Origin of the sequence: Crocosphaera sp. UHCC 0190 (assembly GCF_034932065.1) — a bacterium.
In the GTDB taxonomy this organism is placed as follows: Bacteria; Cyanobacteriota; Cyanobacteriia; order Cyanobacteriales; family Microcystaceae; genus UHCC-0190.
In genome coordinates this window covers 40,771-55,674 of the sequence record NZ_JAYGHP010000002.1, presented here as the reverse complement: position 1 = coordinate 55,674, position 14,904 = coordinate 40,771, and the positions used below count along the sequence as shown (strand labels likewise).

Here is a 14,904-nt window from a genome sequence, read left to right as displayed (position 1 = left end):
AAAGACAAGGAAGCTATTGCTTATTATTTATTACTTTTTGCTGTTCAACTTGGGTTAATTCAACAACAGGTTCAAAAAAGAAATTTTGGGCCCAATCTTGCAGGGCGATCGCTAAGGGTTCACTTTCAGGGGGAATTTGCTTAATTAATTCTAGTATGCCATCATCACTACATTCTAAAGCCGCTTGATGGAGATCTTTAATCCAGTCTCTCGGCATTTTTCTGAGATGGGACTGCAGAAGACTCGACTCTTCTTCAGTAGTATTTTTGAACTTATTATGAGAACCTTTAACCTCCTCTACGTCTTCATAAAGATAACGCACACCGAGATGTTGGGCAATTTTTCCCCAAAGTACCTCCTCTCTGAAAGGTTTTCGCATAAAATCATCACATCCTGCCGATAATACCAAATTTCGTTCTTCTTCAAAGGCACTAGCTGTTAACGCAATAATTACGGTTGCTTGTCCTTTCATCGTCGCTTTAATGCGTTGAGTGGCTTTATAACCATCAATAACGGGCATTCTCATATCCATCCAAATTAAATGGGGTTCCCAGGCTTCCCAAGTATCTAACGCTTGTTGTCCGTTGCTTGCTTGACGAACATTAAACCCCAGGGAAGACAATAATTTGACTAACAGGATACGACTTTCTAGGCGATCATCCACGACTAAAATTCGATATTGGGGTTGTTCGGGGGCCAAACCAATGACGCGACGGGTGGGTTTATGAACTTTAATTTTATTAGCAGTAACGATGTCAACTTTAATACTAAAAGTAAATAAACTACCTCTACCTAACACACTGCTGACGGTAATTTCTCCCCCCATTAATTGGACAAATTTTCGACTAATGGGCAACCCTAACCCCGTCCCTTCTTGGGAATTTCGACCTGTTTCTGTTTGTCCAAAGGCTTCAAATAATTGATCCACTTCTTCAGGGGCAATACCAGGGCCAGTATCTTCTACTTCAAAGGTTAAAATAATGGACTTGGTTTTCCGTTTTTGGCGTTCTCCTTTAACTCGTAAAATAACACCCCCTTCTTGAGTAAATTTAATGGCATTACCTAACAAATTAATTAATACTTGACGTAATTTTCCTTCATCGGTTTGAATATATTGGGGAACATCTTGGACTTTTTCAAAGATTAATTGTAATTGCTTTTCTTCTGCTTTGAGGTGTAGCATTGATTCTAAGTTATCGAGAAGACGATAAAGATCAAAATTAACTTGATTAAATGTCGTTCTCCCTGCTTCAATTTTCGTCATCTCTAGAATATCATTAATCAACTCTAATAAATGTTCTCCACTACGACCAATAATCCCTAAATTTTGCTGTTGTTCCTCATTTAAAGAACGATCTCGTTGCATCACTTGTGTAAACCCTAAAATGGCATTTAAGGGAGTACGTAATTCATGACTCATACTGGCCAAAAATTCACTTTTAGCTCGGTTAGCGGCATCAGCAGTTTCTTTTGCTTGTTTGAGGGCTTCTTCTGCTTGTTTTCGTTCCGTAATATCCCGAACAATGGCCGTAAAAATAGTTCGGCCTCGCAGTTTAATTTTAGAGATAGACACTTCTGCTAAAAATTCTGTTTCATCTTTGCGTTGCCCAAAAACGGGACGACGGCCCCCCATTTGTCTCGCGGTTTCTGGGGTTTCTCGAAATGTTTTTATATGCTGCTGATGATAGTCAGTAAAACGGGTAGGAATTAACAGATTAAAAGGTTGCCCTAACACTTCCTCTGCTGTGTAACCAAAGGTTTTTTCTGCTGCATGATTAAACAGGGTAATATTTTGGTTCTCGTCTATGGAAATAATTGCTTCATTCGCATTATCTAAAATACCAGCAAATCTTGCCTGTGAGTCTTTTTGTGCTTCTTCTGCATTGGCTCTTGCTTCAGCAATTGCCATTAATTCTCCCACTAACTTTAAGAGGTTTACCTCTTTATTTGTCCATCGTTTTGATGCTTTTCCATCTAATCCTAAATACCCCAAAATATTGCCACCTGCCATCATGGGAACCACAACTAAGGTAGGGCTTAAACTGTTTTTAAAGGCATCTTTTTCTGCGATAGCTTCCAAGGGAAGATCGTCAACATGATTAATACAAATTGCTTTGCCATTAATTAATTGTTCAGAAAACCAAGGAAAGACTTCTAAGGGAATATTTTGAGAATCACTAATAGTTGATGAGGTATATTCACTAGACCATTCATGGCGCATACTCCAAGCTTTTTCTTCAGGAAAATAATGGATCACATAACTGCGATCGCAGTTGGTAAATTTCCCTAGTGCTTCTAAGATAAAATTAATGGCAACATTCAGATCTTGGTCGATTAATTGTCGAGCAATATTACTAAGTAAAGCATCTCGTTCTGCTTGTTTTTTGATCGCTTCTTCTTTGTGTTTGCGATCAGTAATATCTCGACTAATACCAATGGTTCCCATTAATTCACCCTCAGCACAACAAAACGGGGTTTTTAACGTATCAACTAAGCGACGACTACCATCAGGATAGGTAAGCCATTCTTCATTGCGTCGAGACTGTTTTTGCTGCATCATGAGGCGATCTTGTTGCCGAAAAAATAGTGCTTCTTCTGGGAGAAAAAGTTCAAAATCTGTCTTACCCAGGATTTCTGATCTATCTAATCCCACAAAATTCTCAAAGGCATGATTACACATTTTATACATCCCTTTAACATCTTTACAAAAGACTAAATCAGGGATACAATCAATTAATGAGGTTAATAAAATTTGTTCTTTTTTGCGATCGCTAATATCACTATGGGCACCGGCCATCCTGATTGGTTTTCCACCCTTATCCCATAAAGCTTGTCCCCTAGAAAGAATCCATTTATAACTACCATCTTGACATCTTAAGCGAAATTCAGCACGGTAATGATCGGTTTTTTTATCTAAATATTCTTGGACAATTTTCAATACTTTTTCTGTATCTTGTGGATGAATTAATTGTTTCCAAGTATCAATATGATTCGGCAATTCTTCATCTTCATAGCCTAACATTTCTTTCCAACGAGCAGAAAAAAACATCTCATCATTTTTCAAGTTCCAGTCCCAAATTCCCTCATTCGTTCCCTTTAAAACTAATTGCCAACGTTCTTCACTTTCTCGCAGATCTTCTTGACTTTTCAACGCTTCTTGTTTCGCCGCCTTTAAATGATCAATCTCAGCTTTTAGTTGCTGAATAATTTGTTCTGGGGTTGGAGATTTTTGGGGACTTTTCATAATACTGGAAAACCGACAAAGAAGCGATAATCAAGATTACCGCCCTATAATTGTTGACTTAATTTATTGAATTTCGACCAATTCAATTTCAAAGGTTAAATCCTCTCCCGCTAAGGGATGATTTGCATCCAAAGTGACTTGAGCATCAGAAACATTGGTAATCACCACAGGAATCACTTGACCACTGGGATGACGCATTTGTAATTGCTGGCCGACTTCTATAACTAATTCTGGTGGCATTTGTTGTTCTTCAACAATCATCACTAATTCTTCATGATAAGGGCCATAAGCTTGATCAGAGGGTATGGTCACAGTTTTGGCATCTCCTAGATTCATTCCCACCACTGCTTCCTCAAAACCAGCAATCACCTGGCCTTCTCCCACAGCGAATTCTAAGGGATCACGATCAACCGAAGAATCAAACACTGTCCCGTCTTCCAACTTACCCGTATAGTTTACCTTGACTGTATCGCCGAGTTTGGCTTGTACCATTTTACTAAACCTGCTAAATTAATGTGTCTGTGATGGGACTTTTTTAAGGTAGTTTTTTCTATCAGTTTTGTCAACTTGCTAGGTATCACACTCTTAAGCAATTATCAATAATCAATGACAAATGAGCAATACAATGAAACCAAAAATCCAAACATTTGATTTACTTAAGCTTGCTTCGGGGGATCAACTTTCCCTTCAAGTATATCAGTTTATTGGCAAAAAAAGTGATAAAAAAGTTTATATTCAATCCAATTTACATGGCTCAGAAATTGTTGGTAATGCGGTTATTGCTCAATTAATTGATTTTTTTTCGGGATTAAAACCTGAACAACTTGATGGCGAAGTTTGGCTTGTCCCGATTTGTAATCCCATAGGAACAAATCAAAGGAATCATTTTTTTGCCACAGGAAGATATAACAGCTATGATGGCAAAGATTGGAATCGAATTTTTTGGGATTATGAAAAAAATTGTCAAGATTTAGAGGGGTTTGTTAAAGCCCATTTTAAACTCGATTCTCTCAGCATTCAAGAAAGTTTCTTGAAGCAGCAAAAAAAGGCATTTACCAAACAATTAGATAAAATCCAAGGTTCCAGTAGCGCACCTTTATATGAACAATATCGCTATCAATTACAATCTCTTTCGATTGATGCTAATTATGTTATTGATCTTCATAGTTCGAGTAATCAAGGCATTGATTATCTCTTTTGTTTTCCAGGAAAACAAGAAGAGAGTGCCAAATATTTTAATATTGATTATGGAATTTCAATGAACACTTATGATGGTGATGCCTTTGATGAATCCTTTATGAAACCCTGGTTAGCTTTAGAAAAGAAGTTTAAAGAATTGGGCAGAGACATCAATGTTGACAGGGAATCTTGGACACTTGAGTTAGGTTCAGGAATGCAAATGAATCCTCAATCTGTGGCGGTTGGGGTATCGGGAATAAAAAATTATTTAGTGAAAAAAAATGTTCTCAAACTTCCTAATTATTCACCCCAAATCACAGAGATAAAGTTAGTATCTCGGCAGCAGATAAAAAGTTACTATGCCCCGACTGGTGGCATGGTTCAAAATAGAATGTCTCTCAAACATACCGTCAAAGCAGGAGATAAATTATATCAAATAATTAGCTTTAACAAACAAGGTAAATTACCAGAAATCATTGATATTTATGCAGAAAATGATGGCTTTATTTTTGATGTTTCTACCAGCTATTCTGTCAACCAAGGAGAATATATTTTAGCCCTGCTTAGTCTTGAATAGATAATTATAAAGGCAAGGCATCCAAACATGATAAAATCAAGGGCGGAACTTGCACGCAAAATCTATCTGTGGGGGCAATTCATGAATTTACCGAACAAAAAATGCAATTTATAGAGGCTTTACCTAAGTCTTGAAAGCATATCTTTAAAATTAAAACAAAAAAAACATGAAAATTATTTCCTTAATTTCACGAATTTCTCTGATGGGACTTTGTTTAATTCCCCGTCAGGTTATTGCTCAAACATTACCCTTAAATTCTAACCTGATTAATTTTAATTCAACCCCAGGAGAAACCTTTCTAATTGAAAGTAACGCCCGTCAAGATTATATTCCCTTAAGTCTTCAATTTGAAACCCAAGAAAACCTTGCTTATTGTGGAGTAGCAAGTATAGTAATGGTACTCAATGCTTTGTCTATTCCTGCCCCAAAAGCCCCTGAATGGAGGACATATCATCGGTTTACTCAACAAAACCTATTTGATAACTCTAAAACTCAAGCAGTAATGACATCAGAAATGGTAGCACAGGGGGGAATGACCTTACAACAATTAGGAGAACTATTAGCTAGTTATCCTATTAATGTTAATGTATATTATGGCAGTGACGTGAGTTTACAAGAATTTCGTCAACGTATTATTGATAATTTAAAACAACCCAATAATTTTGTTTTAATTAACTATTTACGTCATACCATTGGCCAAGAAAAAGGAGGTCATATTTCCCCCATTGCTGCTTACCATAAAGAAAGCGATCGCTTTCTGATTTTAGATGTTTCCCGTTATAAATATCCCCCGGTTTGGGTAAAAGCGGAAGACTTATGGAAAGCCATTAATACTATAGATTCTGCATCCAATAAAACTAGAGGATTTGTGTTAGTTAGTTCTCAATAAATCAATATTCAATTTGTCTATTAAGTAAAGGGTTGACATTTACCAGAACGAATTAAACCTACTCGACGAGCGATCGCTTCTTCTTGGGAGGGAAATGGCCCCCAATATTGCTCTGTTTTCGGCAATTCTTCACCTTCAAGGGTGATAATTTGACAATGACCTGTTTCTGTTTTAGTGATAAACCAATTAGGTGAATTATTCATGTTAATCAGTAAAATTAGCGATTAATTATTAATATTCAAGAACCCAAAATCTTGTACAACGGGAAGGAATGTCTGGGACTCATAAGGCAATTTTTCCAAAAAAAGCACCAATACCCACTTATCTAACTGGTCTAAAAACGCCATTGACGGGACAAAAATTGCCTCAACATCGGTGGTTTGCCGAATAAACTGGGCAGTTGCTCTGGCAATTTTTTTATCAAGAAAACAATGGGGCGCATTTGCAAGGGATAATTCCTGCCAAATTTCTGCTTGACAGAGGTTTAAAGTCTGATTTAGTCTCACCTCAAACCCATAAACCTTACGCCGCTTGGTTTTGGTAGATAACTGTTGAGGTCGGTCAAACTGAAAATGGCGCGACCACTCTCCCACTACCACATCAAGACTCCCTGCAAGATATAAGGTAGCTTCTCCCTGAACATTCCAACGGTTATTTGTCGCTAATCCTGCATACTGGAAATCATAAACATTGTAATTACCATCAGGAAGATGACGAAACCCTTGTCCAGACCAAGGTACAATCCAATCTTGCAGCATGGTTTAATAACCAAGTCCTTCATAGTCTGCCGCTAACGCTCCTAACACCTGGTCGTATTTTCCCAAGGTCATTAGTTCATAAGCACTTAAGGAATCAAATTCTGCTATCGGTATTGATAAAAACGTTTCAACGCCTTCAGGAGTATAAATTTTCTCAGCAAGTTCCGCAATTTGTTTCAGCTTAGAGAGTCTTTGTTGTATATCGCGGTTAAGGGTTGAATTTTTATTCTCCCATCGCCACAGGGTTTTTGCACTAACACGCAGTAAATGCCCCATTCGTTCTTGAGAGAGGTGAAGTTGTTGCCTAATCATCAAGGGATTTAGGACTTTTGTTGTCAACATGAGCGGTTGATTGTCTTTTTAGCTTACACTTTCTATACTAAAAAAAATCTAGACATTTGTCCAGACATCTTGGGATGAAAGTAGGGGTCAACGGCCGTTGACCCCTAAAGATAATCGAAAAAAATTATTAAGCTTTAGGCCTATTGAATGTGTAAATAAGCGGCTTCCGCTTCTAGTTGACGGAGCAATTTTTCATTATTAGACGCTCTGGCGACTTCTAGACGATGTTGTAAGCTTTTGCGTAGGCTTTCACGATGGGCTTGAATCGCTTCGGTCAAAGTTTCTTGACTATTTTTGTTCATGGTGGACATCCCCTTTTTATTTTTTATGCTAACCCTATTCTCAACATAACATTTAACGGATAGTTTCTGCTAGTCGTTACTAAATCTTCATATAGATCTAACCTTGATCCCCAGCACTAAAATGTCAAAAACCAGGGTGATTGCCTTGTTATCAGATTTTGGCTCACAAGATGGTTATGTGGGAATTATGAAGGGTGTAATTGCCTCGATTAATCCTCAAATAACCATTATCGATCTCAGCCATGAGATTCCGCCTCAGCAGATTTGGGCAGGACGGTTTTGTTTAATGAACGCCTATCCGTACTTTCCCCTAGGAACGGTCTATATTGGAGTGATCGATCCAGGGGTCGGTAGTCAAAGACGCAGCGTAGCCATTCAAGTTCCTAGGGGGTATTTAGTTGGCCCCGATAATGGTCTGTTTAGCGGTGTCCTCAGTCAAGAGAAGGCGATCGCTGCGGTAACATTGACGAATACAAACTATTGGCGAGTTCGAGATCCCAGTTTGACCTTTCATGGTCGAGATATTTTTGCGGCTGTGGGGGCCCATTTAGGGACTGGTGTTTCTTTAGAACAGTTGGGAGAATCTATTGATCTCGAAAGTTTAGTCAATTTGACCTTAGAAACGGTAAAAATTAGCGAAAAAGGACTAGAAGGTGCTATTCAATATATCGATCATTTTGGTAACTTAATTACTAATATTCCAGCCGATCAAGTTAGGGGAAAACCTTGGCTAATTATTATTAAAAATCAAACCATAAAGCACAGTTTAACCTATAGTGATGGGAAACCAGGGGAACTTATTACCTTAATTGGTAGTCACGGCTGGATAGAAATTGCGGTTAATAGGGGAAATGCCCAAAAAAGATTGCAGGTTCAGTGGGGAGATCCGCTCAACTTAGTTTTTAGGTAGATTAATCTCTAATTGTGTTATCCTGTACTTTATTTCTGTTGGTGGAGGATGGAATGAACATACTTGGAATCTCAGCCTATTATCATGATAGTGCAGCAGCTTTAGTGCAAAGGGGAAAAATTCTGGCGGCTGCTCAAGAAGAAAGATTTAGTCGCAAGAAACATGATGCAAGATTTCCCAAAAATGCCATTCTTTATAGTTTAGCTGAGGGGAATATTTCTTTACAAGAATTAGATTATATTGTTTTTTATGAAAAACCGTTAGTTACCTTTGAAAGATTATTAGAAACTTATTTAACTTATGCACCTCAAGGGTTCCGTTCTTTTTTGACCGCGATGACAGCATGGTTACAAGAAAAACTTTATTTAAAGACTGTTTTAAAGAAAGAATTAGCCAAACTTGCCAACTGTAAAACCTCTCAATTGCCTCCCTTATTATTTACAGAACATCATCAATCTCATGCTGCTTCTGCATTTTTTCCGAGTCCCTTTGAAAAGGCTGCGGTTTTATGTTTAGATGCGGTAGGAGAATGGGCAACAACTTCTTTATGGTTAGGAGAAGGTAATCAAATGATTCCCCAATGGGAGATTAATTTTCCTCATTCTTTAGGGTTATTATATTCAGCATTTACTTATTATACAGGCTTTAAAGTTAACTCTGGTGAATATAAATTAATGGGTTTAGCTCCCTATGGAGAGCCAAAATATGTTGATATTATATTAGAGAATTTAATTGACTTAAAAGAGGATGGAACTTTTCGCCTCAATATGGAATATTTTAACTATGCTACAGGGTTGACGATGACCAATGATAAATTTGCTCGTCTCTTTGGTGGATCTCCCCGTAAACCGGAAAGTCAAATCACCCAACGGGAGATGAATATTGCTGCTTCTATTCAAAAAGTCACCGAAGAAATTGTACTAAAATTAGCAAATACAGCCCACAAAGAATTAGGTGTAGATTATCTTTGTTTAGCAGGAGGAGTCGCCTTAAATTGTGTCTCCAATGGACGACTTTTAAGAGAGAGCAAATTTAAAGATATTTGGATTCAACCCGCCGCAGGAGACTCAGGGGGAGCCGTGGGAGCCGCTTTAGCTGTATGGTATCAATATTTAGAGAACCCCCGACAAGGTGGAACTTTTGATGCAATGCAGGGGACGTATTTAGGGCCAGAATTTAGTCATGAAGAAGCTCAGGAATATCTCAATGATGTAAAAGCTAAATATATTTATCTAGAAGATGCTGAATTATTTACCAAAGTGGCAGAAATTATCGCTCAAGGTAATGTAGTTGGTTGGTTTCAAGGACGGATGGAATTTGGACCCCGTGCTTTAGGAAATCGCTCAATTATTGGCGACCCCCGTAATGAGAAAATGCAGTCCGTCATGAACTTAAAAATTAAGTATCGAGAGTCCTTTCGTCCCTTTGCTCCTTCAGTTTTGTTTGACCGAGTTTCCGACTATTTTGAATTAGATAAACCCAGCCCTTATATGTTATTAGTCGCTGAAATTAATCCAGAGTTACGCTTACCCATAAATGAGAAAAATAAACAATTATTTGGGGTCGAAAAATTAAAAGTTACTCGCTCAACTATTCCCGCTATTACCCATGTAGACTATTCAGCAAGGGTGCAAACTGTTCATCCTGAAACTAACCCCCGTTACTATCAATTAATTAAACAATTTGAAGCCTTGACAGGTTGTGGTGTTTTGGTTAATACTTCCTTCAATGTACGGGGAGAACCCATTGTTTGTACTCCAGAAGATGCCTATCGGTGTTTTATGCGGACAGAGATGGATTATTTAGTCATTAATAATTATTTATTAGCCAAGTCTGAACAACCCCAATGGCAAAAGGATGAAGCTTGGAAAAACGAATTTGAACTAGATTAATTACATAAGGAGTAAAAAAGATGTTTGATGAAATTCCAAAACTAGATCAAAAAGGATTGCGAGAGTTTGGCTTATTAACAGGAACAATTATTGCCCTATTATTGGGGCTAGTTTTACCCTTGTTGTGGGGTCATAGTTTACCTTTAATTCCTTGGATAATTGGCGGAGTTTTAATAATTTTAGCCATATTTATTCCTAAATCTCTTGACCCTATTCATTATGGGTGGATGAAGGTTGCACAGGTACTTGGTTTTGTTAATAGTCGCATTATTTTAGGCATTATTTTCTTTATAGTTGTCACCCCAATGGGTTTAATTATGCGTCTAAATAATCGAGATCCGATGACAAGAAAATTTGAATTTAGTTTAGAAACCTATCGAGTTTCTAGTCAAATTAAAAGTAAAGTTAGCATGGAGAAACCCTATTAATGGAAGCATTTTTTGATTTATTAAAAGATCTTTGGGGATTTTTAAAGGAGCGTAAAAAGTATTGGTTAGCTCCTTTAATTATTACATTAGTGCTATTAGGTGCATTAATTGTCTTTACTCAAGGATCAGCGATCGCCCCTTTCATTTATACTTTATTTTAGACGTTTACTTGACTTAACTGATGACTGCACAAAAATTGAGTCCCGATCGTTTCTGACAGTGAAATGTTAGATGCAATTTCTTACTTTATTTTCCCTAATTTTATGAGTTGGCCCGGAGTGGGTTCACCCCTGCAATTTCGCTTTCGTCCCTATGGCAATGATCCTGATGCTTGTATCATGGATGTATTGCTACTACAACCTTGTCCAGAAGGGAAATATCCCCCTGTGGCTAAAACTCGCTGGTTAACCACCAATGAAAAGTGGTCAGATGCACCAGAATTAGGGGGACTAGGAGCAGTTTTAGATCAAGATACCTCAAACCTTGATCGCCTTCAAAAAGGCTTAAAAACTGCCGCCAAACCAGGCATTACTTTAGGGACTTATCAAGAGTCTCGCATTCGTCATTTTCATCACATATTAACTCAGCAATTACAAGCTGAATAATATATAAGGGACATAATATATTATGTCCCTACTGACTGTTAAATATGTCCATCAACAAAAATGTTATATTATTCCTTAGATTAGAGTTAATGTATCAGAGAACCGATCAACCATGCTAATTGATAGAAACCTTTCTAAATATATCGTCTTCTCTGAAGACAGCATTCTTAACGCACTGAAAAAGATTAGTGATAATAAAAGTCGCATTATTTTTTCAGTCACCGAGTCAGGGGTGTTAGAAGGAGTGCTGACAGATGGTGACTTTCGACGGTGGTTAGTGGGACAAAATACTATTGAGCTTAATCAGTCGGTTTCTAATATTAGTAATAAACAGTTTAAATACGCTTCTTTTGATGAAGATCCAGAAAAAATTGAAAGTTATTTTTCCGAGCAAATTGAATTTATTCCTCTACTAGATAGCAACGATCATTTAGTGGCGATCGCTCGTAAACGTCCCGATGAAATTACTATCGGTGACTTTCTGATTAATGGGGATTCTCCTGCTTTTATTATTGCAGAAATTGGCAACAATCACAATGGCAGTTTAGAGTTAGCTAAAAAGTTAATTGATGAGGCGATTACTGCTGGTGCAAACTGTGCCAAATTCCAATTAAGAAGTCTTAAATCTCTCTATCATAATGCAGGAAATGCCAATGATGCTAGTGAAGATTTAGGCTCACAATATACCCTAGATTTACTATCACGCTTTCAACTTTCTGATGAAGAAATGTTAGAAGCCTTTGATTATTGTAAAGAAAAAGGGGTTTTACCCTTATGTACTCCTTGGGATTTAGATAGTTTAAATATCCTAGAAAATTATGGCATGGTTGCTTATAAAGTGGCCTCTGCTGACTTAACTAATCATCAATTATTGAAGGCATTGGCAAAAACAGGAAAACCCCTAATTTGTTCAACGGGAATGTCCACTGAAGCAGAAATTAGTCAATCAGTTCAATTATTACAAAGATGGGGAGCAATGTATGTTTTATTACATTGTAATTCTACCTATCCTGCACCCTTTAAAGATGTCAATCTTAACTATATTACTCGCTTAAAAGAATTAGGAGATTGCCCCGTCGGATATTCGGGACATGAACGGGGAATTCATGTGGCGATCGCTGCCATTGCCAAGGGTGCAAAAGTGATTGAAAAACACTTTACCCTTGATAAATCTATGGAAGGAAATGACCATAAAGTAAGCTTGTTACCCCAGGAATTCAAAGCGATGGTTGAGGGAATTCGTCAAGTAGAAGAAGCATTAGGAACGTCGGGAGAAAGACGGTTAAGTCAGGGAGAATTAATGAATCGAGAAACCCTGGCTAAGAGTTTAATTATTAACTGTAATTTAAAGCCTGGACAGGTCATTACAGAGGCAATGATCGAGATTAAAAGTCCAGGAAAAGGACTACAACCCAATCGCAAAAAAGAGTTAATTGGTAAGACCGCAAAACGACAATTTAAAGCAGGAGATTTTTTCTTCTTAAGTGACTTAGAAGAAGCGCAAGTTACGGCTAAAAATTATCAATTTAATCGTCCTTGGGGTTTACCTGTTCGTTATCATGATTTCACCAAACTATTACCAAAATCCAACCCAGATTTATTAGAATTTCACCTCAGTTATAAAGATTTAGAACAGGAGATACATCAATATTTTGACCAAGTTTATGAACTCGATTATGTGATTCATAGTCCTGAATTATTTGCTGGTGATCATGTCTTAGATTTATGTTCTCTGGATGCTAATTATCGTAATCATTCTATTCAAGAATTACAGCGGGTAATTGATATTACTCGGAAGCTAAAACCCTTCTTCAAAAAAGCATCTCAACCCTTAATTGTTACGAATATTGGTGGGTTTACTCTTGATGAACCCTTACCCATTACACAACGTCAAAAATATTATGATTTACTGTTAGACAGTTTATCTAAATTAGACAGTGAAGAAGTCGAAATTATCCCGCAAACTATGCCACCCTTTCCCTGGCATTTTGGGGGACAAAGATATCATAATTTATTTGTTGATCCTCAAGATATTGCGGAATTTTGCTCACAAAATAACTATCGGGTTTGTTTAGATACCTCTCACTCTAAATTAGCTTGTAATCATCATAATTTTTCCTTTAAAGAGTTTATGGAACAAGTGGGGCCCTATACAGCACATTTACACATTGCTGATGCACAGGGATTAGATGGAGAAGGGTTACAAATAGGAGATGGAAATGTAGATTTTCCGGCCTTAGCAGAAGACTTAAACAAAACGGCCCCGAATGCTTCCTTTATTCCTGAAATTTGGCAAGGCCATAAAAACGAAGGGGAAGGTTTTTGGATAGCTTTGGAAAGGTTAGAAAAGTTATTCAAGTAATCCTTTGTAGGATGGGTTAGACGGCAATAAGATTAAAGTATTTATTAACTTAACTATCCGTCGTAACCCATCAAAACCCTACTTATTCTGTTTCAAAATAACTTGAATTAACCCCGTTAATCCACTAAAAAAAGCAGGATTTATCGATGAACCCGCGAAAGGGAGTCATACAAAATGGTCACATAATAACGAACCTTTACCACAACCTAAACTATTTGGTCAATCATTACAACTTGTTTAGTATTGTGGATGTCAAAAAAATCAGGTATTCCCTGATATTGGACAAATCAAGTTAATCGATTAACGAGCAATTTGAGGTAATTTTAACTGTTTATGTGTCTTAATTCCAGGATTTACATTACGATTTAATTTAGGGGGTAAAACCTTTCGAGATTGATAGAATGATGACGGAAATAACTGTGAATATTTATTAGTATCTGGTAATTCTAGATGATTAGAAACCGCCTTGACTCGTTCCGATAATTCTAAATCAAACCGATAGGCATCTTCATTTTCTGTGTCCACTAATTCAATGGTATAATTAACCGGATTATATTGATGAGTCACCAGGGAAAAGGAACTCTCATCCAGTATAAAGCCCCTCATAGTTTCTAACACAACCTCTCCTGCCAAAGTATCACTATTAATGGCTTGAGGAATTTCTAAAGTATAATTAAACTGATAAGGAAGTCTTTCATCAGACAAAACATATTCCTCTGTTAATAGAATTTCTTCTGTTTCAGGATCTTTCAATTGACAGCGTAGTTTCCCCGTGAAAGCGAGATCTCCTTTAATAGCAATGGCTTCAATATTCCCTGATAAATTAATGTTTTCATCAGGATTTCTCATCAAATCTTGCTGTTCTAAACTTAATTTAATTAACGGTTTTATTTCAGCTTCTTCAGGAATAGCTTCAGATTCTTCTACCTGATGATTATTTAAAGTTGGCTCAACTTTTTCTCGTAATAACTGTTCTAATTGCTGTAGGTAATATTGGGCTTGAGAATTTCCAGAATTAGATAACTGTAATGAAGAATTAGGGGAAATTTCTGCAACAGGTACAGGATTATTGGTAACAACCGATGGTAAAATAGTTAAGGTCAGTTTTTCTTGCCAATTTTCCCCTAAAAACTCTGATAAAACATCCCCATAACAGCGAATATCCCAAATAGTTCCTGGGGATAATTCAGTATAGGGAAGAATCATTACTAACCCTTGGGAATTAACCCGACGTTGATATTGTTGCCCTTCTCCACTTTGGCAAGTAATACGAACTTCAAGAATACTATTAAAACGGTTAGATTGGGCGAGGATGCGGTATTTTCCGGCTTCTAATTGCCAGGTAGGAGAATTAATAGGATGCCATTGACGATCGCCTTCTTTTTGGATGAGGAATTCCCAAGACTTCATCGGTTT

The 14,904-nt window shown here is 37.2% G+C and carries 15 protein-coding genes; 8 read left to right on the top strand and 7 right to left on the bottom strand.

Features of this window, described 5'->3' with window-relative positions; translation table 11 throughout:
* Positions 1 to 13 precede the first annotated feature (13 nt).
* Together VB715_RS03375 and VB715_RS03370 are read right to left on the bottom strand one after the other, a co-directional pair.
* The gene (locus VB715_RS03375; RefSeq protein ID WP_323299792.1) at positions 14 to 3,244 is read right to left on the bottom strand and encodes a PAS domain S-box protein; all 3,231 of its coding nucleotides are present in this window, start codon (positions 3,242 to 3,244) and stop codon (positions 14 to 16) included.
* A gap of 63 nt (positions 3,245 to 3,307) precedes the next feature.
* Positions 3,308 to 3,736, bottom strand: coding sequence for a peptidylprolyl isomerase (locus VB715_RS03370; RefSeq protein ID WP_323299791.1), 429 nt, complete (start codon positions 3,734 to 3,736; stop codon positions 3,308 to 3,310).
* Positions 3,737 to 3,869: 133 nt separating this feature from the next.
* On the opposite strand from VB715_RS03370, the gene VB715_RS03365 reads away from it, so the two are divergent.
* Together VB715_RS03365 and VB715_RS03360 are read left to right on the top strand one after the other, a co-directional pair.
* Positions 3,870 to 5,000 carry a succinylglutamate desuccinylase/aspartoacylase family protein gene (locus VB715_RS03365; protein ID WP_323299790.1) on the top strand — a complete coding sequence of 377 codons (1,131 nt, stop codon included), beginning with the start codon at positions 3,870 to 3,872 and terminating at the stop codon, positions 4,998 to 5,000.
* Positions 5,001 to 5,166: 166 nt separating this feature from the next.
* Complete coding sequence (locus VB715_RS03360; protein WP_323299789.1) at positions 5,167 to 5,889, top strand: phytochelatin synthase family protein; 723 nt, start codon at positions 5,167 to 5,169, stop codon at positions 5,887 to 5,889.
* Between the two features lie 20 nt (positions 5,890 to 5,909).
* On the opposite strand, the gene VB715_RS03355 is transcribed toward VB715_RS03360, so the two are convergent.
* The 4 genes from VB715_RS03355 to VB715_RS03340 all read right to left on the bottom strand — a co-directional run bounded on the left by VB715_RS03355 (position 5,910) and on the right by VB715_RS03340 (position 7,291).
* The gene (locus VB715_RS03355; protein WP_323299788.1) at positions 5,910 to 6,092 is read right to left on the bottom strand and encodes a hypothetical protein; all 183 of its coding nucleotides are present in this window, start codon (positions 6,090 to 6,092) and stop codon (positions 5,910 to 5,912) included.
* 21 nt (positions 6,093 to 6,113) lie between these two features.
* A complete protein-coding gene (locus VB715_RS03350) occupies positions 6,114 to 6,647 on the bottom strand; it encodes an RES domain-containing protein (protein WP_323299787.1) in 534 nt (177 codons plus the stop codon).
* 3 nt (positions 6,648 to 6,650) lie between these two features.
* Positions 6,651 to 6,989, bottom strand: coding sequence for a helix-turn-helix transcriptional regulator (locus VB715_RS03345; protein WP_323299786.1), 339 nt, complete (start codon positions 6,987 to 6,989; stop codon positions 6,651 to 6,653).
* 140 nt (positions 6,990 to 7,129) lie between these two features.
* Positions 7,130 to 7,291 (bottom strand): hypothetical protein, encoded by a 162-nt coding sequence (locus VB715_RS03340; protein WP_323299785.1) that lies wholly within the window; start codon positions 7,289 to 7,291, stop codon positions 7,130 to 7,132.
* A gap of 121 nt (positions 7,292 to 7,412) precedes the next feature.
* On the opposite strand from VB715_RS03340, the gene VB715_RS03335 reads away from it, so the two are divergent.
* From VB715_RS03335 to VB715_RS03310, 6 genes are all read left to right on the top strand, one after another.
* A complete protein-coding gene (locus VB715_RS03335; protein ID WP_323299784.1) occupies positions 7,413 to 8,201 on the top strand; it encodes an SAM-dependent chlorinase/fluorinase in 789 nt (262 codons plus the stop codon).
* 53 nt (positions 8,202 to 8,254) lie between these two features.
* Positions 8,255 to 10,093 (top strand): carbamoyltransferase, encoded by a 1,839-nt coding sequence (locus VB715_RS03330; RefSeq protein ID WP_323299783.1) that lies wholly within the window; start codon positions 8,255 to 8,257, stop codon positions 10,091 to 10,093.
* 20 nt (positions 10,094 to 10,113) lie between these two features.
* A complete protein-coding gene (locus VB715_RS03325) occupies positions 10,114 to 10,521 on the top strand; it encodes an SxtJ family membrane protein (protein ID WP_323299782.1) in 408 nt (135 codons plus the stop codon).
* Positions 10,521 to 10,682 carry a DUF5989 family protein gene (locus VB715_RS03320; protein WP_323299781.1) on the top strand — a complete coding sequence of 54 codons (162 nt, stop codon included), beginning with the start codon at positions 10,521 to 10,523 and terminating at the stop codon, positions 10,680 to 10,682. Before VB715_RS03325 ends, VB715_RS03320 begins: the two co-directional genes overlap by 1 nt.
* Positions 10,683 to 10,745: 63 nt before the next feature.
* Complete coding sequence (locus VB715_RS03315; protein WP_323299780.1) at positions 10,746 to 11,126, top strand: SRPBCC family protein; 381 nt, start codon at positions 10,746 to 10,748, stop codon at positions 11,124 to 11,126.
* Between the two features lie 112 nt (positions 11,127 to 11,238).
* Complete coding sequence (locus VB715_RS03310; RefSeq protein WP_323299779.1) at positions 11,239 to 13,488, top strand: N-acetylneuraminate synthase family protein; 2,250 nt, start codon at positions 11,239 to 11,241, stop codon at positions 13,486 to 13,488.
* 300 nt (positions 13,489 to 13,788) lie between these two features.
* Here VB715_RS03310 and VB715_RS03305 read toward each other — a convergent pair whose 3' ends face one another.
* Positions 13,789 to 14,898 carry a hypothetical protein gene (locus tag VB715_RS03305; protein WP_323299778.1) on the bottom strand — a complete coding sequence of 370 codons (1,110 nt, stop codon included), beginning with the start codon at positions 14,896 to 14,898 and terminating at the stop codon, positions 13,789 to 13,791.
* Positions 14,899 to 14,904 lie beyond the last annotated feature (6 nt).